Genomic DNA, 20,258 nt, shown 5'->3' with positions numbered 1-20,258 from the left:
TTGGTTAGAAATTCCGACAGTCACCCCGTCAGGCGGGTCCGAACGCACATATCCGCAGCGCCCGTCGGACCGGAACACGAATGCGACGAGGGGCTCTGGTCGTGGCGGTCGCGGGACTGCTGGTCCTCGCGGGTTGTAGCAGCGGAATCGACAGTATCGACGGCAACGACGGGCCGACGAGCGACGTGAGCGGGGAACTCGAGATCCACCACATCGATGCCGGACAGGCCGATTCGACGCTCGTCGTCACCCCCGCCGGCGAGACGATCCTGATCGATACGGGCGATTACCGCGACGACGGGGAGGAGATTATCGACTACCTCGAGGCCCGCGACATCGACCGCATCGATCATCTCGTGGCGACCCACGGCCACGCCGACCATATCGGCGGCCATCCCGAGATCATCGAGTACCTCGAGGAGGAGGGCGAGGGCGTCGGTGCGGCCTACGACTCCGGCGTGCCCCACACGACCGCGACCTACGACAACTACCTCGACGCGATCGAGGCCTACGACGTGCGACTCTTCGAAGTCGCGACGGGCGACAGTCTGCCGATCGAGGACGGCGACCTCGAGGCGACCGTCCTGAACCCGTCCGAGGGCGGGGAGGGCGATAGCGTCGACGCCAACGGCGTCGTCCTCTCGCTGGCGTTCGGCGAGTTCTCGTACCTGACGACCGGCGATATCGAGACGAGCACCGAACGCCGGTTGGTCGAGGAACACGGCGAGACCCTCGCGGCCGACGCCTATCAGGCGGGCCACCACGGCTCGTCGACCTCCTCGAGCGACTCGTTCCTCGAGGCGGTCAATCCGGAGACGGCGATCGTCTCGAGCGCGCTCGACTCCCAGTACGGCCATCCCCACGACGAAGTCCTGCAGGCGTTCGCCGACCGCGGGATCGAGACCTACTGGACCGGCGTCCACGGCGATATCGTCGTGACGAGCGACGGAACCGACACGTCGGTCGAGACGGAGCGCGACGCGCCGACCGATCCGGCGGCGTTGCTCGAGCGGAAGCAAGACGCGCAGTCGTCGCTCGACCGACCGCCGACGGCCGACGTTCGAACGGCGAGTGACGGGGAACGGCCGTCGATCGACGGCGATCGACCACCGATTGATGACGCTGGCGCGCGTACCGCGGGGTGATGACCGATGAGTGAGACCTACACTGCAGTCCTCGACCGGATCGTCGACGGGGAGACGGCGGTCCTCCTGCTCGAGGACGACGGCGACGCGGTCGACGAGCGCACCGTCGACGTCGAGCGCCTGCCGGCGGACGGCCGACACGAGGGGGCCGTCTTCGAGGTGACCGTCGACGAGGAAACCGTGCTCGAGGCATCGTACCGCGAGGACGCCGAACGGGAGCGCCGGGAGTCGACGCGAGAGCGGTTCGATCGGCTCTCGGAGCGGTTGTCCGACGTCGACCGGGACGAGTAGGGGTGGGGAGAGAAACGAAAGGGGGATTCCGAACCGTGGGTGGTTCGGGGGGATGACACGGCGGCAGGCGCTGTCCGTGTGGACGATAGCGTGCCGCCACGTCTCGTGTATTACCGTCCGCGCATTAGCCGTGGTGCCAAAATGTATTGGTTTTGGAAATAGACGAATCCGTGTCTGTCTTGTAACGTAACAGGTTGGCCGACAGCGGTCATCGAGTCTTGCGCGACGACCGGCGATCGCGATGGCCACCTTCAAGACGGTTCTCGAGACAGGAACGGCCATGCTACGATCGTTCGACGGGACGGAACCGCGGGTCGCCGACTCCGCGTACGTCGACGACGCTGCAGTCGTCATTGGCGATGTCGTCATCGAGGACGAGGCCAGCGTCTGGCCCAACACCACGCTCCGGGGCGATCACGGCACGATCGTCGTCGGCGAGGGAGCGAACGTCCAGGACAACGCCGTCCTCCACGAGACGGCCGAACTCGAGCCCTACGCGACGGTGGGCCACAGCGCCATCGTCCACGACGCGACCGTCGCCGAGCGTGCGCTGGTCGGGATGAACGCGGTCGTCCTCGACGGGGCTCATGTCGGCGAGGGCGCGGTCGTCGCCGCCGGCAGCGTCGTCACCGAAGACACCAAGATTCCCGAATCGACGCTCGTCGCCGGCGCGCCCGCCGAGCCGAAAACGGAGATCGACGACCCGGCGCTCGAGGCGGCGGCCGACCGGTACGTCGAACTCGCGAGAGAACACGCGGAAACGTCGGAGCGACTCGACTGACGCGACCTGCAGTTCGCTCGTTTTGCCGGCGTCGCGTCACCCGTAAACGACTTCCTGAACGTCGTCGACGCCCGCCCGCCGGACCACGGCCCGAACCGGGTCCCGCGCGCCCACGAGGTTGTCCGAATCGCCATCGAGCACCAGCAGTCGGGCCTCCCGGCCGGGTTCGATCAGGCCGTACTCGAGGTCGGCGATCTCGGCCCCGTTGATCGTCGCCATGCGGAGGATGTCGGCCGCGGAAAGGTCGGAGAGCTTCGCGAGGAACTCCATCTCGCGGAACATCGACGGCGAGTTGAGCATCACGTTGTCAGTTCCCAGCGCGAGCGTCGTCCGTTCGTGGAGGTCCGCGTAGGGCGAGAGCCCCACGTCGGTGACGAGGTTCGAGCGCGGGCAGACGACGATCGGTACCTCCTGTGCTGCCACCCGCTCGAGGTGACGGGGCTCGGGGTGGACCATGTGGACCAGAAAGTCCGGCTCGAGGTCCAGGGCTGGATCGATGTCGCTCGCGTCGACCTCGCCCGCGTGGATGCCGAAGGGTTTGCCCGCCTCGCGGGTCGCCGCTCGCTCCCGGTCGAAGCTGTCGTCGTTCGCGCCGCTCGCGCCGTAGCCGTCGCCGGCGCGCATCGCGTCGATGGAGCCCCGAGCGAACGACAGCGCGTCGATGTCGAGACCCGCTGCGGCGTCCTCGAGCATCCGAACGCCCGCCACGTCGCCCTCGCGGAAGTCCAGACAGGCGGCCGTGCCGGCCCGCTGCATGAATCGTAGCGACTGCTCCGTCGCGGTCACCAGTTCCTCGCGGGAGGCGTCCCTGAGAAGCCGGTGTTTCAGCCCGTCCGGCGGGGCGACCAGCTCCTCGAGCGAGAGGCCGCCGCCGGCCTCCTTGGCGATCGAGTCGCCGATGTGGGTGTGGGCGTTTACGAAGGCCGGGAGGATGATGTCGTCGCTCTCGACCGCCGTTTCCTCGATGGCCTCGATGCGGCCGTCGTCGCCGATGACGACCCGTCCCTCGACGGGTTCGAACTCGCGACCGCGGAGGATCGTTCCCGTTCGTTCCATACGGGGTAGTTTGTGGTCACCGCCTTCAACGGTTCGGGGCAGGATCAGCGTCGGATCGGGAGGTTGCCGGTCGATTGGCGATGGACGATAACCGAGTGAGCGACGGGAAGCAGGCGACGGACGGTGGACGGCAGACAGTAAGCGGCGAGCTCAGTTCGACTCGTCGTCGACCTCGAGCGGTTCGTACAACACGGCGACCAGTCCGGAGAGGACGAGCAGGGAGAGGCCGACGACGACGGCGGACTCCGACCGCTCGAGCGATTCGATCGTGATGAATCCGCCGGCCCAACCGACCAGTACGACGGCGATAGCGGTTGCGACGACGAGGAGTATCGAGAGGCGACTAACGAATGTACTCATCACCGAGTCCTCTCCGCCGACGGGGGATAAGCCGCGAGCCTGAAGTGGCTACCCCGATCGTCCGCGCCCAGCGGAGCCGATGTGGTCGATGTGGCCGACGAAGCCGATATGCCCGGCGTCGTCCGTCGATACCGTTAGTCGACGAACTGGTCCAGCGTCGTATCCAGCCCGTCCCGGACCTCGCTGACCAGCGCGCCGTCGATATCGAGCCCGAGCACCTCGACCGCGGCCCGGCCGACACGGTCGCGCAGGTCCGGCGGCGAGTACACCCCGAGCCGCCACTGCGAGTACTGGGCCGCGCGCAGCGCCTCGACCAGCGGCGACTGCTGGCCCAACTGGCGGATCTCGCCGTTGACCATCACGCGCGTCGTGGACTCCGTCATCGAGGGGCGACTCGGCACGTCGAGGATGACGTGGTCCGGATCGACGCCGGCCCGGTCGCTGATCTCCCGTTCGAACTCGCGGATCGTCTCGTGGTCGGCCTCGATGATCCCGCCCGGCACGTCGTCGATTTCGGCCCACACGGCCCGCTTGAACAGATCGCGCTGGTCCAGTCGTCGGCAGAACGCCGCCGTCTCGTCGCACGAGCGAAGGGCCACGGTCAGATCGTAGTCGTCCATCCGCTGGAGGGTCTCGGCATCGATATCGGTGGTGGGAACGTCCAGTAGCCGTTCGCTCGCCCGCCGGAGCATCGCCTTGCTGATCCGGGCGACGCTGTGGCTGTAGACGGTCGGGTTCATCAGCGCCCGCGCGACCAGCAGGCTCTCGGCGGTCTGGACGTTGCCCTCGTCGAGGACGAGTTCGCCGTTCGCGAAGGTGAGTTCTCGGACGAGTCGGCCGTGGTCGATCGTCCCGTAGGGGACCCCGGTGTGGTGGGCGTCGCGCACCAGATAGTCCATCCGGTCGACGTCGAGTTCGCCCGAGACCAGCTGGCCGAACCGCCCCTCGCCGGCGACCAGATCCGCGACCGCGTCGGGCGCTAAGCCGTGCGCTTCCAACACGTCCCCGACCGCCCCGTCCGCGAGCAGGTCGTGGACATCGTCGTGGTAGCGACCCGTTCGGCGGTGGGTAAGCGCCTCGATATTGTGACTGAACGGGGCGTGACCGACATCGTGGAGCAGGGCCGCCGCGTGGACCCGCTCCGCTTGCCGCCCCTCGACGCCGAGTTGCTCGAGGGCCTCGCAGACGAGGTGGTAGACGCCGAGGCTGTGCTCGAAGCGGGTGTGATTGGCCGAGGGATAGACAAGCGAGACGGTCCCGAGTTGGCTGATCCGCCGGAGCCGCTGTAGTGCCGGCGTATCGAGGAGGTCGCGGGCGACGCCGTCGACCTGAATATGGTCGTGGACGCTGTCCTTGACGATCTTCATCGGTCACGTTTCGGCCCGTTGGTACAAAAACTGTCGTCCGAGTACGGGGTCCCGAGTTGCGAATACCGGCTCAACTACTACCGGCGTGGCCGTGGACGGTCGACGTACGATGACCAATCTGAAGATCCCACCCGACGCCGACACGGAGCGGACGAAAGCGCTCGTCCGAGAGCACCTCGAGATCGGCGATATCGTCGAGGTCCGCAGCGAGGAGCGGACCGAGGACCACGAGACGGATGTCACCGGCGAACTGACGAGTTTCGAACCCGGCTATCTCGAGATCGACGGCCAGCCGCTCGGCGAGGGCAGCGTGCGCTACGACGAGATTCAGACGGTCGGAAAAATCGAGTCGGAGTAGTCGTTCGGGCGATTTCAGGGCGGCATAGTCGACCGCGCGGCCTCGAGCCAGCCCGGCCGACTGGGTCGACCGCGGCGAGTCACTGCTCTCTCGGAGCCACCGCTCACTCGTTGACGAGCAGCAGTTTCCCGAGGAAGTCGCCGTTTTCGCCGCGACGGTGTGCCTCGGCGGCATCGTCGAAGGCGAACCGTTCGTCGATGTGCGGTTCGACCGCTCCGTCGTCGACGAGCGCCGCGATGTCGGCGAGTTCCTCGCCGATGCGGTCCTGCCGGTCGCCGAGCAACACGGGCAGGATAACGAGCACGACGCCGAGTTCGAGGGAATTCGCGTGCATCGGTCCGAGGTCGAGTTCCTGGGCCGCGCTCGACTCGGTCGTCACGACGGTGCCGTAGGGCCGGACCGCCTCGAAGGCCGTCTCGAGGTGCTCGTCCCCGATCGGGTCGACGACGGTATCGAAGCCGCCACCGGAGGCGTGCTCGGCGACGTAGGTCTCGACATCGGTCTCGGTGTAGTCGACCGTCGCGTCGGCGCCGAGGCGCTCCGCGAGATCGCGTTTCTCCTCGCTCGAGCCCGTCGCGGTGACGGCCGCGCCGAACCAGCGGGCCAGTTGGACCGCGATGTGGCCGACGCCGCCGCTGCCGCCGTAGACGAGCACCTCGTCGTCGATATCGACGCTGGTCTTGTCGTCGAGGAGCTCCCACGCCGTGAGCGCGACGACCGGGAGGGCGGCGCTCTCCTCGAGCGGGATCGAGTCCGGCGCGTGCGCGAACGTGCCGGCGTGGCCGACGACGTAGTCGGCGAGGCTCCCCTGCCGGCCCGCGCCGCCGGGCATGCCATACACCTCGTCGCCCGCCTCGAACCGGTCGACGTTTTCCCCAACGGCGTCGACGACGCCCGACACGTCGCAGTGGAGCGTCGCCGGGAGTTCGGGGGCGAAGTCCGGCAGCGCGCCCTGCCGGATCTTGTAATCGACGGGGTTGACACTGGACGCAGCGACCTCGACGCGGATCTCGTTCGGCTCGGGGTCGGGGACCTCGAGGGTCGTCTCCGCGAAAACGTCCGGGTCGCCGTACTCCTCGATAACGTAGGCGGTCATCTCCGCAGTCATAGCGAGTCACCGTTGGGTCGCCAGCCGGGAATACTCGACGCCTCCGGCGATCGGCGAGCGCAGGTGTCGTGGCCGACGGACCCGCAGCTAGCGGTCGCACTCCCGTTCTCGCTCGTGGTCGAGATCGGTCTCTCGCTCGAGCGGTTCGGTCCGAGTCGCCTCGTCCGACGCCTCATCGACTCTCACAGTGTCCGTCGGCGTCTCGTCGGCCGCTCCGGAACCGATCGCGTCGTCCGGAATCTCGTCGACCGCCACGAGCCGCTCGAGTCGGCGTTCGAACTCCGTCTCGTCGATCTCCCCCGCCGCGTAGCGGCGTTTCAGCTCCTCGAGCGGGTCCGATTCGGCGTCCGTCTCGGTGGTTTGCGTCGTGCCCGTCGCGTCGGCGTCCTCGAGCAACAGCGCGACTTCGTCGCCCCAGAACAGCAGGACCGGCGTCAGCAGGAACCATCCGATGACCGAGATCGCGCCCGCGAGCGCTCCGAGGCCGGCAATGCCGGCGATACTCGTCAGTGCGAACGTCAGGATCGCCACCAGTAGCCAGCCCTCGTTGGCGATGAACGCCCGAATCCTGTCGTCCATTCCCACGGAGTTATTCTTAGCGGAGCTACAAAAAATCCGGTTACGCGCTGGGTGTCAGTCAAGCGTCGGAACGGATCGGACGTGTGCCGCCACACTGTCGTTCTGACGCTCGACGACTGCGCCGGTCCGTCTCCGCTCCAGACCGGCTGTCGATCCAGTACAGTGGCGCGTGCTGTCCCGTGATGAACGACAGTGAATCGCGGGACGAACTCGCGCGAGGGATGAGTGAGTGACCGAAGGGAACGAGCGAATCGGGTGGGGAGGACGTGGTATTCTCTGCTGCCAGTACACGCAGCGGGCTCGTTTCGTCGGTGTACGTCCCGCTGTTGCTGGCAACGGGGCGGACCACACCCCAGCCCCAGCCGATCGGCTCACGTTTCTCGGACTGAGGTCACTCGAGGCGGGCCCGGAAGCCCGTCTCTAGGGAGAGCGAGTGCTTTAGAACGAGACCGGAACCGCGTTACTCGAGGGCGACCCGCTCGCCGCGCTCGTCGCTCCGTTCGATCGCGTCGAGGACCTGCTGAGCGGCGAGACCGTCGTCGAAGTTCGGTTCGAACGCGTCGCCGCTCGCAACCGCGCTGAGGAACTCGTAATTCTCGTGGACGAAGGTGTGCTCCCAGCCCAGCACGTGGCCCGGCGGCCACCAGTGGTCGACGTAGGGATCGTCCGCGTCGGTGACCAGAATCGTCTCGTAGCCCCGATTCTCGTCGGCTCGCAGTACCTCGAGTTCGTTCAGCCGCTCGAGCGAGAACCGGAGACTGCCCTCGGAGCCGTGGACTTCGATCGTGTGGTCGTTCTTGTGGCCCGCCGCGACCCGCGTCCCCTCGAGGGATCCGACGGCACCGTTTTCGAACTCGAGTTGCGCGGTGTAGGCGTCGTCGACGGTGACGGGACGCGTCTCGTCGCCGTCTTCGACCGGCCGCTCATCCACGAACGTCTGGAGGTGGCCGCTGACTCGTTTGATCTCGCCCGCGAGGTCGTCGGACCCGACGAGGAATCGCAGGAGATCGACCGTGTGCGAGCCGAGGTCGCCGAGCGCGCCCGAACCGGCCATCTCCTCGTCGTTGCGCCACGACCACGGGGCCTCGGGGTCGACCAGCCAGTCCTGCAGATACCGGCCGCGGACCTGACGGATCTCGCCGAGTTCGCCCGCCTCGAGCAGCCGCTTCGCGTACCGGATCGCGGGTACGAACCGGTAGTTGAACGCGCAGCCCGCGGGCACGTCGTCGCCCGCCTCGCGCGCCGTCTCCGCCATCACGTCCGCTTCCTCGAGCGTCGGTGCGAGCGGCTTCTCACAGAAGACCGGCGTTCCGGCCTCGAGGGCGGCGATCGACGGCTCTCGGTGGACGTGGTTCGGACCGAGGTTGTAGAAGACGTCCACATCGTCGACGACCTCGGTCCAGTCCGTCGATATCGACTCGAACCCGAGTCGATCGGCCGCGTCCGACAGCGCCTCCTCGTCGCGGCCGACGAGCACGCTGCGTTCGATCTCGGGTGCGTCCGGGAAGAACATCGGCAATCGAGCCATCGCGTTCGCGTGTGCTTTCCCCATGAATCGATAGCCGAGAACGCCGATCTCGAGAGTCATGGTCACCCGTTCGCCGAGCCGACAGTTAGTTGTTGGCGAAGCGGGTGCGGGACGCGGTCGCGTTCCCGCGACGGCTGCAGCCCCAATGGTCACTGCCGCGGTGGGCCCCGTCGTATTACCGTCGCCGCTTGAGTCGTCGGTGGAGCGCCATCACGTCGCTGAAGTCCTCGTCCCCGTCCCCGTCGATGTCGTAGCGACCGGGCGTCGGCTCGGGATCGGTGATGGAGGCCGTCTCTCCGACGGTCAGCGTCGTCGTCTCGCCGCCACCGCCGTCCTCGTCGCTCGCGTTCACGCCCCAGTCGGAGCCGACTGCGAGCTCGTACTCGCCGGCCTCGACGACCCGGGGCCCCCAGCCGGGAACGTCGCCGGGGACGACCTCGAGCGTCGAGAGGTCGAGGTCGACGGCGACGGTCTCGCGCTCGCCCGGCTCGAGGGCGACCCGCTCGAAGCCCATCAGACGACGCTGGGGCTGGAGCACGGAGCCGTAGGATTCGGTGTTGTAGATCTCGACGATGTGCTCGCCGGCCGTGTCGCCGGCGTTCTCAACGGTGACGTGGGCCGTCACGGTCGGCGTCGAGGCGGGGTTCGTCACCGACTCGGTCGACAGCGACAGGTCCGCGTACTCCCAGTCGGTGTAGGAGAGGCCGTGGCCGAACTCGAACTGGACCATCTGATCGCCCGCACTGTCGGGATGGCGCGGCGGATACTCGTCGTAGATCTGGGGGACGTGCCCGACGTGGGACTCCCACGTGAACGGAAGCTTCCCGGAGGGGTTGTAGTCGCCAAAGAGCGTGTCGGCGATCGCGACGCCGGCATCGCTGCCCGGTTGGCCGGCGAAGAGCACGGCATCGAGGTGCTCGAACGTCTCCGCCGTGCCGCGCGGGCTTCCGGCGAGGATCACACCGACGAGCGGGACGTCGTCGCCGGTCTCGCTATCGACGAGTTCGACGAGTTCCCGCTGGGCCTCGAGGAAGCGCATCTTGTCCCGGTCGCCGAAGCCCTCGTTGTGCGTTCCCTCGCCGAGGACGACGACGACGGCGTCGGAGCCAGGTGCGGCCTCGCGGACCGCCGCCGCCTGCTCGTCGGTGACATCGAAGAAGCCGTTATCGAAGTTCTCGTAGAGGCTCTCGTAGGCCGCGGGCTCGTACTCCGTCGGGACGTGTGTGAGCCCGTCGCCGAGCCGCGCTGCCAGTTCGCCCTCGATCGTGTTCTGGCGCGGTCGCGGGCCGTCCTCGGTCAGGTTCCCGTCCTCGATCCCCTGCCAGCCGAGCGTCCAGCCGCCGTGTTGCATCAGGAACCGGTTTTCCATCCCTTCGTGGACGCCGGGCCCGGTCAGCAGCAGGTCGTCGACGCCCTCGAGCGGGAGCGTGTCGTCCTCGTTTTGCAGCAGGACCAGCGACTCCTTGGCGAGTTGCTCGGAGACATCGGCAGCGCCGCCGACGATGTCGCCGATCTCGTCTTCCGGCGCGAGCGGGTCCGCGAACAGCCCGAGGTCGGCCTTGAGCTCGAGGATGCGACGGACCGACTCGTCGATGCGTGCCTCGGAGAGGTCGCCGCTCTCGACGAGGTCGATCACGGTGTCGATGAAGTCGGTCGGCGCCGTCTCGCCGCCGCACATGTGCATATCGACGCCGGCTTCGATACCCTGCCGGACCGACTCGCGCCAGCCGGCGTCGGTCTCGGGCAGGTACTCGTGGTTGGAGAGCATCCGCTCGAAGTCGTCCCAGTCGGTCAGGACCACGCCATCGAAGTCGAATCGGTCCCGCAGGACCGTCGTCAGCAGCCACGAGGAGGCGTGGGCCGGCTTCCCGTTGACCGCGCCGCTGTTGACCATCACCGTCTTGGCTTCCTCGAGCCCGCGCCGGTAGGGCTCGAACTGGCGGGTCCGCAGGTCCCGCATCGAGGTCCGTGCGTGGGTCCGGTCGGAACCGGTGTTCGGGGTGCCGTAGCCGGCGAAGTGCTTGACCGTCGCGGCGACCCGGCCGTTGGCCTCGAACCCGCGGGCGCGAGCCTTCCCCATCTCGCCGAGCAACATCGCGTCCTCGCTGTGGCCCTCGAAGTAGCGGCCCCAGCGCATGTCCCGCAGGACGTCCAGCGTCGGCCCGAAATTCCAGTGGCCGCCGATCGCCGCGACGGAGTCGCCGGTGTGGGTCGCCGCCGCCTCGACGAGATCGATGTCGCGCGTCGCGCCCATGTTGAGTCGCTGCGGGAAGCTCGTACACCCCTCGAGCAGGCAGTTCCCGTGGAGCGCGTCACAGCCCCAGACGAACGGGATCGCCGGCTCGTTGACCGTGAGGTTGTACTCCTGGAGGCCGTTGAGTCCCTCGACGAACTCCTCGCCGTCGAACGTCGGTCCCGTCGCGCCGCCGTTGAGGATCGAACCGACGTGGAGCTCCGAGAATAGCTCGCCGACCGTGTCCACGTCGTCGTGATCGTTGAACGCGGTGTCGGGGCCGAACCCCTCGCCGAGATCGTCGATCGCGACCTGGGTCATCTGGCCGACCTTCTGCTCGAGGGTCATCGCCTTGATCGCGTCCTCGAGACGCTTCGATCGCTTCCCGTCGCCGGCCGCCGCACTGGTGGCTCCGAGCCCGGCCGCGGCCGTCGCCGCACCGGTTGCCTTCATGAACGTCCTGCGCGATTCGTCGACGCCATCGTGATCGTTTCCGTTTGGCATGCAACTCTCTGCCATAACTCGATACTGCATAAATAATTCCTAGCTATCTAGCGGATAACACGTAGCTATGTCGGACACACTGCGTGTAGCGTTCGAGTAGACTCTCGTATGCAGGGAATACGCCGTCCACGCCGGATCCCGGCGGTACCGTTTCCCCGGCTCGGACCGTAGGCTCACCGGAAACCGATGAGCAACACAGTCCGATTCGACGACGCGGAGAGCGTTCGGCTGTCGAACGTCACCGTGGAAACGCGACCGCCCGACGGACTCGAATTCAGGGTGGAGGGCACTCTGAGAGCGACCGAGACGCTGCTCGGCGAGTTCGCGGGAACGACGTTGAACCCGGTTCGCGTGACCGTACCGGACGGCGACGCGGACTCCGTCGCGCTCGATCTGACCGGCCCGGCAACTCTCAGACTCGAGACCGTCGATGTCGGCGTCGCGACGCCGGACGGGGACGACATCGCGGCCGGGCTCGACGCGCACCGGTCGTCGGCGGACGAGGACCGCGAGCCGATCGAACCGCCGCCCGACGTGCTCTCGTTCACCGTCGAGGGGGAGATCCGGGACGTGCCGTCGGAGACGTTCGCGGCACTTCCGGCGGCCGTCTCGAGCCTCGAGTCGATCACGTTCGCCGTCGAGGACTCGGTTCGAAGCGACGGCGGACGAGCCGACGACGTGGTCCTCGAGTGCACCCTACTCGGCTACGGGATCGTCGTTCGCCGCGACGGCTCGATCGTCGTCGGGAGCGCCGAGAGGCCGGGGAATATCGATCTTCTCTGAGAGCAGTGAGATCGACCCGGCTCGATTGCGAGTCGGGTTACGCCGATCGATCACTCGAGGAGCCTGCCACGGACCGCTCGAGCACGGACACCACAGGGGGTATCCGCCCTATTCGTCCCAATTGATCGCCTCGGTTCGCTCCGCACGGCGGAGGATGAACGGTCCGAGCGAGCCGGTTCGCCCGCGGAGCGTGTCGCTCGACAGCGGGTTGTCCATAGCGGCCGTTCAGTCGTCGGACGAAAAGCCGTTGAGCTTGGAACGGGGGATCGAGCGAACGATCGGATCGACTACTCGAAGCCGCCGCGGTGGACGATCTCCGAGAGCGGCTTACGGTCGCTCGGCTGCTCGCGCTCCCGTAGCTCCTCGGGGAGCGTTTCGGGCGGCGCGCGCTCGCCGATCGCGACCATCGCTTCGACCGCGAACTCCTCGGGGACATCGAGTTCTGCGGCCGCGCGTTCGTAATCGAAGCCGGCCATTCCGTGGACGGCCAGATCGCGGCGTGCGCCCTCGAGCGCGAGGTTCTCCCACGCCGCGCCGGTGTCGAAGGAGTGGACGGGGGCCGGTTCGCCGTTGTGGTCGAACGTCGTCTTCGAGACGATGACGGCGAGCACGGCGGCGTCGCTCGCCCACGCGCGATTGTTCTCGGAGAGCAGATCGAGGAACGCGTCCCACTCCTCGTCCTCGCGGTCGGCGACGAGGAACCGCCAGTGCTGGTTGTTGAACGCGGAGGGTGCCCAGCGGGCGGCCTCGAACAGCGGGAGATACTCGTCCTCCTCGAGCGGCTCGCCGGTCATCGCGCGTGGCGACCATCGGTTGACGAACAGCGGATCGATATCGTGGTCGGGATCGCGGTGCTCGGCGACATCGTCACTGAGTTCGCGTCGGCTCTCGAGAGCGTCTTGCATCTCTCGTTTATTCGGTCTCGGACCACATATATATTATTAGACAGGGAGGATATCAGGTAACACTCGTGTCCGTGTTCTGTTTCTTGATTCAACAGTAAACTTCATCGAAATATGCGTGCGAACATCTCACACGAGATGCGAGCACGTGCCGTCGTCGAAACGGAATACGGGCGTGAAGAGAACGCGGCAGTGATCGCAACCGGCGATTCGCTCGCCGGTCGAACGCAGTGACGCGACGAACCGCGTCAGTCGTCAGTCGTCGGCCGGCGTCGGCGCACCGCGCTCGATATCGATGGTGCCCGCGTCGAGGTCCTCCTCGACGTTACGGGCCGCCTGCACCATATTCGCCATCTTGCCGTAGGCGACCTCGCGGGGCAGCAGCTTCACGCCGCAGTCCGGCGAGACGACGAGCTGTTCCGGCGGGACGACCTCGAGGCCCTTCTTGATGTTTTCCTCGATCTGCTCGACGGACTCGACTTCCGCGACGTGGGCGTCACAGACGCCGAGCGCGAGATCCTTGGTGAACTCGGGGTCCTTGAACACATCGAGCTGGTCGTAGTCGCCGTTCGCGAGTTCGAGGTCGAACTCGTCGACCGGGAACTCGAGGATTTCGGGATAGATACGGGAGTAGTCGCCGTAACAGACGTGGAGACCGATGCGGACCTCCTCGGGGAGGTCGGCGACGATGCGCTCTAGGGCCTCGCCGACGATGGCGTGGTCGTCGGGCGTCGTCGCGAGCGCGGGCTCGTCGATCTGGATGTAGCGCGCGCCGGCGTCGACGAGTTTCTCGATCTCCTCGTTGACGAGGTCGGCGAGCTCGAGGGTGAGTTCGTCGTCGTCCTCGTAGGCCTCGTTAAAGGACCAGTTCGCGAGCGTGTAGGGACCCGTGATCGGGACCTTGACCGGTCGGTCGCTCGCGTCGGCGGTGAACTCGTACTCGTCGACGAGCCAGCTGTCGTCGTACTCGACTTCGCTGACGACGCTCGGCTTGTCGAAGTAGTTGTGTCCCCAGACCTTGACGGGGCCGTTGAACTCGTAGCCCTCGATACGGTGGGCGAAGAACTCGACCATCTCGTTGCGCCGCATCTCGCCGTCGACAACGACGTCGAGGCCGGCGCGCTCGTGCTCGTTCGTGATGAGTCGCGAGGCGTCGTCTTTGGCCTCCTGATAGTCGTCGGCGTCGAACCCGTGATCCTCGTCCTGATAGAGTTCCTTCGCGCGGTTGAGCCACTTGGGCTTGGGGTAGGAGCCGACGACGGTCGTCAGCAGGAAGTGGTCGGAATCGTGCTCGGGCGGTCGGAACTGATCTTTGTTCTCGTTCGTGCTCATGCTGCTGTCACCTCCGCGAGGTCTGCGGCCTCCGCAAGGACCTCGAGTTTCTCCACGTACTTGCCGTAGGGCAGGTAGAACGTCTCGGTGTTCGTCGTCAGGTAGACCGTCTCGAACTCGGTGACGCCGAGTTGGCCTTCGACCCACTCGACCCGGTCGCGGATCGCTTCGGGATCCTCGACGAGCGTGTTCTGGCCGTCCGCGAGGCCCAGCGCGATGTCGTCAGGTGCGCCGTACTCCTGAATGTTGTAGAGGTTGTCGTCCTGATTCGCGACGAAGTCGAAGCCGACCGCGTCGATGTCGGCGTCGAGCAGGTGCGCGTAGACCTTCTCCTCGAGTGCGCCCCAGTAGGGCTGGACGACGACGTCGGCGTCGGTCGCGCCAGCGACCTGATCGATCGCCTCGCTCGCGCGCTCGTCCTGTCCGTCGTCGGGAGCGTTCTCGACCAGCGAGGGCTCGAGCAGGAACAGCGTCTCGTGCTCGGGGAAGGCGTCGACCTCACCCTCGAGGAAGTCGGCAATTGCACCGAGGAAGTCGGCCTCGTCGCCGTACTGTTCGTCAGTCGCGAGGTCCGAAAGCGAGTACGGACCGGGGAGAACTGCCTGCAGGTCGTCGCCGTCGGTCAGTTCCGCGGTCGCCTCGAGTTCGGAGGCGACGTCGCCGGTGGGCTCGAGGTCGTCCTGGACGACCGGCTCTCGGTAGAAGTTGTTGTTGTCGTAGTAGCGGACGATCCCGCGCGTTTCGACGGCGTCGGCGACGGCCAGCGGGTGGGCGAGCATGTCGTCCCAGCGCAGTTGCCCCTCGACGACGCGGTCGAGGCCGGCGTCTTGCTGGACGCCGATCACTTCGTCGCGGGCCTCCTCGTAGGCCGCGGTGATTGCCTCGCCCTCGTCGCCGCTGATGAGGTCGTGTTTCTGGTGTCCTTTCAGGTCTGAAAGGTCGTCTTTCGCCCAGTCCGGGAGCGGATACAGCCCCGGCGTGGTCGAAACGTACTCAGTCATCGTGGTCACGGCTAGGCTATACCGACGCTTAATATTTTCCATATACTGAAATGCGTGTCAGTAATTCCCGCGAGTATGCGGACGGTACAGATCGTAGCCGGTGAGGGAATCTGGCGGCGTTTCCCGACGATCCGTGGCTCAGTCCAGCGCCAGCAGCGCGAACGTCTCGTCTTCGACTTCGGCGACGACGTACAGCGTACCGTCGTCGAGGACCGGACCCAGACCGACCCGACCCGCGAATTTTCGTTCGAATCGGACCGCAGGGCCGCCGTCCGGGCTGTCACCGGGTGTTGGATCGACCGCCCAGAGTCGGTCGCCGCCGACGAACAGCGTGTCGCGACCGTACGCGGGGGCTGTATGTCGCCAGTCGCCGGTGTCGTATTCCCAGCGATGCTCGCCGGATTCGGCGTCGACGGCGTGGAGTCCGCGACCGTTCGCGACGAGGACGAGATCGTCGACGACGCCGATCCCGCGTTCGGCCCAGCCCGTGTCGTCCGTCCAGGTGATCTCCGGGTCCGAAAGTCCGTCGTCCATTAGCGCGTACGTCGTCCCGTTACGACAGGTGACGTAGATCGAGTCCGTATCGGCGCTCGGCGGACACGTCGGCGTCGACGGGAGCTCCCACCGCCGCCAGCCCGTCCCCTCCTCGGAGAACAGGGAGACCTCGCCGGCCTCAGTCGCGACGACGAACCCGTAGCCCTGGAAGACGGCGAGGTGGTCGAGCACCTGTCCGAAGACCTCGCGTTCCCACCGGATCTCGGCGGTCTCGGGATCGAGCGAGACGACGCGTTCGCCCGCGCCACAGACCAACTGGCGTCCCTCGTACGTCGTCGGCGTCGTCACGCTTCCCCGCGTTTCGAACTCCCGATTCCACAGTTCGTCGCCGGTGTCGGCCTCGAGGGCGTAGAGGGTGGTTCCGACGGGGACGTAGACCACGCCGTCGCGAACCAACGGCGCTACCCGGCTGTCCTCGAGGGTCCACAACTCCGTTCCGTCCGCGGCGTCGAAGACCCGCAGTCTTCGGCCGTCGGGGTGATAGACGCGACCGCCAGCGACGACCGGCGCCCGATACCCAAGTTGTGCGACATCGGCCCGCCAGCGCTCGCTGACGCCGTCGACCGGTGCCTGACCGTCGGCGACAGCGCGGGTATTGGCGGCGTTACAGCCGAAACTCGACCAGTCGCCGTCGGCACCGAGAATGTGATCGCCGGGGTCAACCCGCCTCTCGACGCCCGATTCGGGCGGCTCATCGGGCTCTGGATCGGGGCCGAGGGCGGCTGGGAGCTGCGAACAGCCCGCGAGCGTCATGCTCGTAACGGCGGCGCCGACGCTCGTCAGCAGCGTCCGTCGAGTGGAGGGCATTACTCACCGGTTATCAGAGGTTCGAAAAGTACCTTTCCATAACATTATCGCACCGGCTTCTCGTTGAGCCCTCAACGGAACAACTCGAGCACCGTCAGCGTCTCGAAGGGGAACGACTCGTCGGCGACGGCGACAGCGCTGAACCCGTGTTTGCCGGCCTCTTCGACCACCTCGTCGACGCCGGTGAGACTGCTCACGAGCAGGTAGACGACGCCGTCGGGGGCGAGCACGCGACCGACGTGCTCGAGGAACGGATCGATGACGGCTCGGCCGTCCTCGCCGCCCGACAGGGCGCGTTCCATCCAGTCGTCCCACTCGTTTTCGGGATCGGTCGGCAGGTACGGCGGGTTGAACGCGACCGCGTCGAAGGACCCGTCCCGAAACGGCGAGACGAGATCCGCTCGCACCGCCTCGACGCCCTCGGTGCGGGCTTGGCGCACGGCGTGTGGGTTCAGATCCGATGCGACGACGCGAGCGCCCGTCTCGTCGGCGATTTGTTTGGCGACGTAGCCCGAACCCGTGCCGACCTCGAGGACGACCTCGCTCCCCTCGAGTCGGTCACAGGCCGCCTCGGCCAGCAGGTGAGAGTCCTCGGCGGGTTGGTACACGTCCGGTTCCTCGTCGCGTCGGTCCTCGAGTGTCATCTATCGATCCTCCGGTGTCGTCATGCGGTGTTCGCGCGATTCGCCGTCGCCGGATTCCCCGGCCGGCGTCGCTTCGCCGTCGTCGGCGATCCGAAAGCCGCCGGTCTCGGCCCGTCCGGACAGTTCGCGCTGCGGGTACGGGATCTTGATTCCCTCGTCCTCGAAGGCCGCCTTGACGGCGCTGATCGCGGCGGTTCGAGCCGTCCAGTAGCGTCTGGCGCTCGGCTTGTCGATCCAGAAGCGCGCGCCGAGTATCACCGACGAGTCGCCGAAGGACTTGGCAACGATCTGCGGCGACGGCGCGGCCAGTGCCTCGTCGATATCTTCGATCGCGGTCTTCGCGAGGTCCGCGGCACGGTCGATATCGGTCGCATAGTCCACGCCGACCTCGACCTCGAGTCGCAGTCGCCCCCGCTTCGAGCGGTTGGTCACCATGCTCGAGGCGATGACGTCGTTGGGGATCATGACGTACTCGCCGTCGAACGACCGGACGCGAGTGTTGACGATCGAGATGTCGGTGACGATTCCCTCGTTGTCGTCGACCGCGATCCAGTCGCCGATCTCGAACGGCCGGGCGAACATCAGGACGAAGCCGGCGAGCATCGTCCCGAGGGTCTGCCGAGCGGCCATCCCCAGGACGATCCCGAGGAAGCCGGCCCCGACGAGCAGGCTCCCGAGGTCCTCGATCCAGATGCCGAGCACGACGACCAGCGAGACGGACCAGATGATCACCTGCGAGAGGCGGTGGGTGACCTTCCGCTGGTGGGCCGTCACGGCCGAGGACGAGCCGAACACCTCCTCGATCACCCGGCGGACGAACCGGGTGACGATGACCGTCACGACGAGCAGGAGAAACGAGAAGATCGCGCGTGCGACGCCGTCGCCGCCGAGCCCGAAGTCGTTGTAGAGCCGGCTCAGTTCCGCCGTCTGGCCCCAGACGCCGAGTACGATACTGAGGCTCATCCCACAGGTTGCGATGAGCAGGGCCATGGAAGCGATATCGGCGTACAGCGGCCGCGCCCGCTCGGCGACCCACGCGTGGAGCCGCCGGTAGGCGAGGAGGACGCCGACGACGAGTCCGAGCGCCACGATCGACACCGCGAGTTTCAGCGGCGTCGTCGGAAACACCGCCGAGAGCCGGTCGAACTCCGTCAGTAGTTCGGACATGCGTTCGTCTCTCAAACCCGTCGGTCGCGTAGCTTTGAGTATCCGTTGGTCGGACTGTTCCCATCGACCCTCGACCGCGACTCGAGCCGAACGGGCCCCGCGAGCCGGGCCTCGAGATTACTCGTCGATCGGGCCACCAACATCCCTCGCGAGTTGGGCGAGCGCGGCGAACTCGGAGGGTGCCATCGCGCCGGCCCGCTTTCGGAGCACGTCCTCGTCGGCCGCGTCGACGACCGCCTCGGGTTCGGCGAGTCCGGAGATGTGAGCCGTGTTCCGGATCCCGTTCCGGATCGTCTTCCGGCGCTGGGTGAACAGCGCCTTGACGAACCGCAGGAAAAAGTCCTCGTTGTCGACCTCGTAGTCGGGCTCGCGCGGGATCGCACGAACCACCGCGCTCTGTACCGCCGGCGGCGGCGAGAACGCCTCCTTCGGGATCGACTCGACGAGTTCGACATCAGCGTAGTGCTGGCTCGAGACCGAGAGCCGGCCGTACTCCGACGTGTTCGGCTCGGCGACCATCCGTTCAGCGAACTCCTGTTGAAACATCAAGACGAGCGGCTTCTTCTCGGGAAAGAGCCGAAAGGCGATCTCGCTCGAGACGCCGTAGGGGAGATTCGAGACCGACGCCGTGAAGTCGGGTAATTCGACCTTGAGTGCGTCGCCCTGAACGACGGTCAACTCGCCGGCGTCGATCTCGTCGGCGAACTCCTCGCGCAGAAATGCGGCGAGTTCGCGATCGCGTTCGACTACCGTCACCTCGTCGCCGACCGCGAGCAGCCGGTCAGTCAGCGCGCCCGTTCCGCCACCGATCTCGAGGATATGGCTCGTGTCGGCGTCGGTTTCAGTCAGGTAGGTCGGCAACCGGTCCAGCACGCGGTCGTCGACGAGGAAGTGCTGGTCGCGGTCCGGATCGCCGCGGACGCCCGCCCGGGCGATCAGTCCGTCTGGATCTCTCATTGCCGGCGCTACGGCCGGGGCCGGTGTAAACGCACCGTCTCACGGCCGGTTTTGTGTCTCGGATTCGCTCCCCACAATCGCTCGCGAACGGGCACTTGAGGGTTGATCGGAGAGGGAACGGAAGGAAACAGAACGGCGTCGTCCGCGACATCGCATCGCGGGTCGCTTCGATTCGGAGAACGGAGCCGGGTCGCTCGCTACTGGTTCTGTTCCTGTTCGCGCCGCCCCACGAACGTCTGGTATTTGAGATCGTCGTCGCGGAGCTCCTCGAGGATGCGCTCGACGAGGATCTCGTCGGGGTCGTGCAGGCCGGAGACGCGCTCGGACAGTTCCTCGAAGCTCTCGAAGGGCTTGCGCTTTCGCTCGTCGAGAATCCCGTTGCGGAGCTTCTTCCCGATGCCCGGCAGCAGGTTCAGCTGGTGGAGCCGCAACGTGATCGGCTGGGCGTCGTTGTAGAAGTCGACGAACCGCTCTTCGTTCTCCTCGACGAGATCAGCGACGACGTACTCGAGTTCGGATTGGGCACCCGAGGAGAGATCCTCGTACTCCACTCGGTGACATTCGGTGACAATGTCCCGTTCGGCTGGCGGTTCGACGATGACTTCGCTCCCGATGGTCAGGCGCTCGTCCTCGTCGAAGGCGACTTGATAGAGCTGAAAGTCCTCGATACCGACGGCGTAGCCTGCCGGCGACTTCGCGTACTGCGGTCGGCCGTCGTCCGACAGCCCGTGTGCGAGGTAATCCAACACGACCGCACGACGAACGTCCAGCTCATCGCGATCAGCTTCGCTCATTGGTTT

General features: G+C 66.6%; 20 protein-coding genes. 5 read left to right on the top strand and 15 right to left on the bottom strand.

Translation table 11 applies throughout. The features are described from left to right. Positions 1–80: 80 nt before the first annotated feature. The 3 genes from FEJ81_RS07560 (at position 81) to FEJ81_RS07550 (ending at position 2,217) form a co-directional block, all read left to right on the top strand. Positions 81–1,145: a ComEC/Rec2 family competence protein gene (locus FEJ81_RS07560; RefSeq protein WP_138244714.1), complete on the top strand. Its 1,065-nt coding sequence runs from the start codon at positions 81–83 to the stop codon at positions 1,143–1,145. Positions 1,146–1,151: 6 nt separating this feature from the next. After that, positions 1,152–1,436 carry a DUF3006 family protein gene (locus FEJ81_RS07555; RefSeq protein WP_138244713.1) on the top strand — a complete coding sequence of 95 codons (285 nt, stop codon included), beginning with the start codon at positions 1,152–1,154 and terminating at the stop codon, positions 1,434–1,436. Between the two features lie 280 nt (positions 1,437–1,716). Next, positions 1,717–2,217: a gamma carbonic anhydrase family protein gene (locus FEJ81_RS07550; RefSeq protein ID WP_138244712.1), complete on the top strand. Its 501-nt coding sequence runs from the start codon at positions 1,717–1,719 to the stop codon at positions 2,215–2,217. A 36-nt stretch (positions 2,218–2,253) separates the two neighbouring features. On the opposite strand, the gene FEJ81_RS07545 is transcribed toward FEJ81_RS07550, so the two are convergent. The 3 genes from FEJ81_RS07545 to FEJ81_RS07535 all read right to left on the bottom strand — a co-directional run bounded on the left by FEJ81_RS07545 (position 2,254) and on the right by FEJ81_RS07535 (position 5,000). Next, on the bottom strand, positions 2,254–3,273 hold the full coding sequence (locus FEJ81_RS07545; protein WP_138244711.1) for an amidohydrolase family protein: 1,020 nt from the start codon (positions 3,271–3,273) through the stop codon (positions 2,254–2,256). A 150-nt stretch (positions 3,274–3,423) separates the two neighbouring features. Further along, on the bottom strand, positions 3,424–3,633 hold the full coding sequence (locus tag FEJ81_RS07540; RefSeq protein ID WP_138244710.1) for a hypothetical protein: 210 nt from the start codon (positions 3,631–3,633) through the stop codon (positions 3,424–3,426). Between the two features lie 134 nt (positions 3,634–3,767). Then, positions 3,768–5,000: an HD domain-containing protein gene (locus FEJ81_RS07535; RefSeq protein WP_138244709.1), complete on the bottom strand. Its 1,233-nt coding sequence runs from the start codon at positions 4,998–5,000 to the stop codon at positions 3,768–3,770. Positions 5,001–5,109: 109 nt separating this feature from the next. Here FEJ81_RS07535 and FEJ81_RS07530 point away from each other — a divergent pair, with 109 nt between their 5' ends. Next, positions 5,110–5,358: a hypothetical protein gene (locus FEJ81_RS07530; RefSeq protein ID WP_138244708.1), complete on the top strand. Its 249-nt coding sequence runs from the start codon at positions 5,110–5,112 to the stop codon at positions 5,356–5,358. Between the two features lie 103 nt (positions 5,359–5,461). On the opposite strand, the gene FEJ81_RS07525 is transcribed toward FEJ81_RS07530, so the two are convergent. The 4 genes from FEJ81_RS07525 to FEJ81_RS07510 all read right to left on the bottom strand — a co-directional run bounded on the left by FEJ81_RS07525 (position 5,462) and on the right by FEJ81_RS07510 (position 11,310). After that, the gene (locus FEJ81_RS07525) at positions 5,462–6,466 is read right to left on the bottom strand and encodes a zinc-binding dehydrogenase (RefSeq protein WP_138244707.1); all 1,005 of its coding nucleotides are present in this window, start codon (positions 6,464–6,466) and stop codon (positions 5,462–5,464) included. 87 nt (positions 6,467–6,553) lie between these two features. Further along, positions 6,554–7,045: an SHOCT domain-containing protein gene (locus tag FEJ81_RS07520; RefSeq protein WP_138244706.1), complete on the bottom strand. Its 492-nt coding sequence runs from the start codon at positions 7,043–7,045 to the stop codon at positions 6,554–6,556. Positions 7,046–7,505: 460 nt separating this feature from the next. Then, a complete protein-coding gene (locus FEJ81_RS07515) occupies positions 7,506–8,633 on the bottom strand; it encodes a Gfo/Idh/MocA family protein (RefSeq protein ID WP_138244705.1) in 1,128 nt (375 codons plus the stop codon). 115 nt (positions 8,634–8,748) lie between these two features. Next, positions 8,749–11,310, bottom strand: coding sequence for a glycoside hydrolase family 3 protein (locus FEJ81_RS07510; RefSeq protein ID WP_138244704.1), 2,562 nt, complete (start codon positions 11,308–11,310; stop codon positions 8,749–8,751). A gap of 186 nt (positions 11,311–11,496) precedes the next feature. Here FEJ81_RS07510 and FEJ81_RS07505 point away from each other — a divergent pair, with 186 nt between their 5' ends. Continuing rightward, the gene (locus FEJ81_RS07505; protein ID WP_138244703.1) at positions 11,497–12,093 is read left to right on the top strand and encodes a hypothetical protein; all 597 of its coding nucleotides are present in this window, start codon (positions 11,497–11,499) and stop codon (positions 12,091–12,093) included. A gap of 287 nt (positions 12,094–12,380) precedes the next feature. On the opposite strand, the gene FEJ81_RS07500 is transcribed toward FEJ81_RS07505, so the two are convergent. From FEJ81_RS07500 to FEJ81_RS07465, 8 genes are all read right to left on the bottom strand, one after another. Then, positions 12,381–12,998 carry a nitroreductase family protein gene (locus FEJ81_RS07500; RefSeq protein ID WP_138244702.1) on the bottom strand — a complete coding sequence of 206 codons (618 nt, stop codon included), beginning with the start codon at positions 12,996–12,998 and terminating at the stop codon, positions 12,381–12,383. Between the two features lie 252 nt (positions 12,999–13,250). After that, a complete protein-coding gene (locus tag FEJ81_RS07495) occupies positions 13,251–14,327 on the bottom strand; it encodes a methionine synthase (protein ID WP_138244701.1) in 1,077 nt (358 codons plus the stop codon). Continuing rightward, complete coding sequence (locus FEJ81_RS07490; RefSeq protein ID WP_138244700.1) at positions 14,324–15,328, bottom strand: 5-methyltetrahydropteroyltriglutamate--homocysteine methyltransferase; 1,005 nt, start codon at positions 15,326–15,328, stop codon at positions 14,324–14,326. Before FEJ81_RS07490 ends, FEJ81_RS07495 begins: the two co-directional genes overlap by 4 nt. A gap of 138 nt (positions 15,329–15,466) precedes the next feature. Then, positions 15,467–16,690 (bottom strand): outer membrane protein assembly factor BamB family protein, encoded by a 1,224-nt coding sequence (locus FEJ81_RS07485; RefSeq protein WP_138244699.1) that lies wholly within the window; start codon positions 16,688–16,690, stop codon positions 15,467–15,469. 71 nt (positions 16,691–16,761) lie between these two features. Continuing rightward, complete coding sequence (locus FEJ81_RS07480; RefSeq protein WP_138244698.1) at positions 16,762–17,334, bottom strand: HemK2/MTQ2 family protein methyltransferase; 573 nt, start codon at positions 17,332–17,334, stop codon at positions 16,762–16,764. Further along, positions 17,335–18,501, bottom strand: coding sequence for a mechanosensitive ion channel family protein (locus tag FEJ81_RS07475; RefSeq protein WP_138244697.1), 1,167 nt, complete (start codon positions 18,499–18,501; stop codon positions 17,335–17,337). A gap of 117 nt (positions 18,502–18,618) precedes the next feature. Then, entirely contained in the window at positions 18,619–19,458 is an 840-nt protein-coding gene (locus tag FEJ81_RS07470) for a 16S ribosomal RNA methyltransferase A (RefSeq protein ID WP_138244696.1), read from the bottom strand. A 197-nt stretch (positions 19,459–19,655) separates the two neighbouring features. Next, positions 19,656–20,252, bottom strand: a complete 597-nt coding sequence (locus FEJ81_RS07465; RefSeq protein ID WP_138244695.1) for a DUF655 domain-containing protein — start codon at positions 20,250–20,252, stop codon at positions 19,656–19,658. Between the last annotated feature and the right edge of the window lie 6 nt (positions 20,253–20,258).

Source organism: Natrinema versiforme, from assembly GCF_005576615.1.
Taxonomy (GTDB): domain Archaea; phylum Halobacteriota; class Halobacteria; order Halobacteriales; family Natrialbaceae; genus Natrinema; species Natrinema versiforme_A.
Note: the sequence above shows the minus strand (reverse complement) of the source record. Positions and strands in the feature narration are given on the sequence as shown.

Bases quoted from the DNA above. Each gene is read 5' to 3' on its own strand.
- FEJ81_RS07520 (WP_138244706.1), bottom strand. From the start codon at position 7,045: ATGGACGACAGGATTCGGGCGTTCATCGCCAACGAGGGCTGGCTACTG.
- FEJ81_RS07560 (WP_138244714.1), top strand. From the start codon at position 81: ATGCGACGAGGGGCTCTGGTCGTGGCGGTCGCGGGACTGCTGGTCCTC.
- FEJ81_RS07475 (WP_138244697.1), bottom strand. From the start codon at position 18,501: ATGTCCGAACTACTGACGGAGTTCGACCGGCTCTCGGCGGTGTTTCCG.
- FEJ81_RS07515 (WP_138244705.1), bottom strand. From the start codon at position 8,633: ATGACTCTCGAGATCGGCGTTCTCGGCTATCGATTCATGGGGAAAGCA.
- FEJ81_RS07500 (WP_138244702.1), bottom strand. From the start codon at position 12,998: ATGCAAGACGCTCTCGAGAGCCGACGCGAACTCAGTGACGATGTCGCC.
- FEJ81_RS07530 (WP_138244708.1), top strand. From the start codon at position 5,110: ATGACCAATCTGAAGATCCCACCCGACGCCGACACGGAGCGGACGAAA.
- FEJ81_RS07490 (WP_138244700.1), bottom strand. From the start codon at position 15,328: ATGACTGAGTACGTTTCGACCACGCCGGGGCTGTATCCGCTCCCGGAC.
- FEJ81_RS07505 (WP_138244703.1), top strand. From the start codon at position 11,497: ATGAGCAACACAGTCCGATTCGACGACGCGGAGAGCGTTCGGCTGTCG.
- FEJ81_RS07555 (WP_138244713.1), top strand. From the start codon at position 1,152: ATGAGTGAGACCTACACTGCAGTCCTCGACCGGATCGTCGACGGGGAG.
- FEJ81_RS07495 (WP_138244701.1), bottom strand. From the start codon at position 14,327: ATGAGCACGAACGAGAACAAAGATCAGTTCCGACCGCCCGAGCACGAT.
- FEJ81_RS07550 (WP_138244712.1), top strand. From the start codon at position 1,717: ATGCTACGATCGTTCGACGGGACGGAACCGCGGGTCGCCGACTCCGCG.
- FEJ81_RS07545 (WP_138244711.1), bottom strand. From the start codon at position 3,273: ATGGAACGAACGGGAACGATCCTCCGCGGTCGCGAGTTCGAACCCGTC.
- FEJ81_RS07540 (WP_138244710.1), bottom strand. From the start codon at position 3,633: ATGAGTACATTCGTTAGTCGCCTCTCGATACTCCTCGTCGTCGCAACC.
- FEJ81_RS07510 (WP_138244704.1), bottom strand. From the start codon at position 11,310: ATGCCAAACGGAAACGATCACGATGGCGTCGACGAATCGCGCAGGACG.
- FEJ81_RS07485 (WP_138244699.1), bottom strand. From the start codon at position 16,690: ATGCCCTCCACTCGACGGACGCTGCTGACGAGCGTCGGCGCCGCCGTT.
- FEJ81_RS07535 (WP_138244709.1), bottom strand. From the start codon at position 5,000: ATGAAGATCGTCAAGGACAGCGTCCACGACCATATTCAGGTCGACGGC.
- FEJ81_RS07525 (WP_138244707.1), bottom strand. From the start codon at position 6,466: ATGACTGCGGAGATGACCGCCTACGTTATCGAGGAGTACGGCGACCCG.
- FEJ81_RS07470 (WP_138244696.1), bottom strand. From the start codon at position 19,458: ATGAGAGATCCAGACGGACTGATCGCCCGGGCGGGCGTCCGCGGCGAT.
- FEJ81_RS07465 (WP_138244695.1), bottom strand. From the start codon at position 20,252: ATGAGCGAAGCTGATCGCGATGAGCTGGACGTTCGTCGTGCGGTCGTG.
- FEJ81_RS07480 (WP_138244698.1), bottom strand. From the start codon at position 17,334: ATGACACTCGAGGACCGACGCGACGAGGAACCGGACGTGTACCAACCC.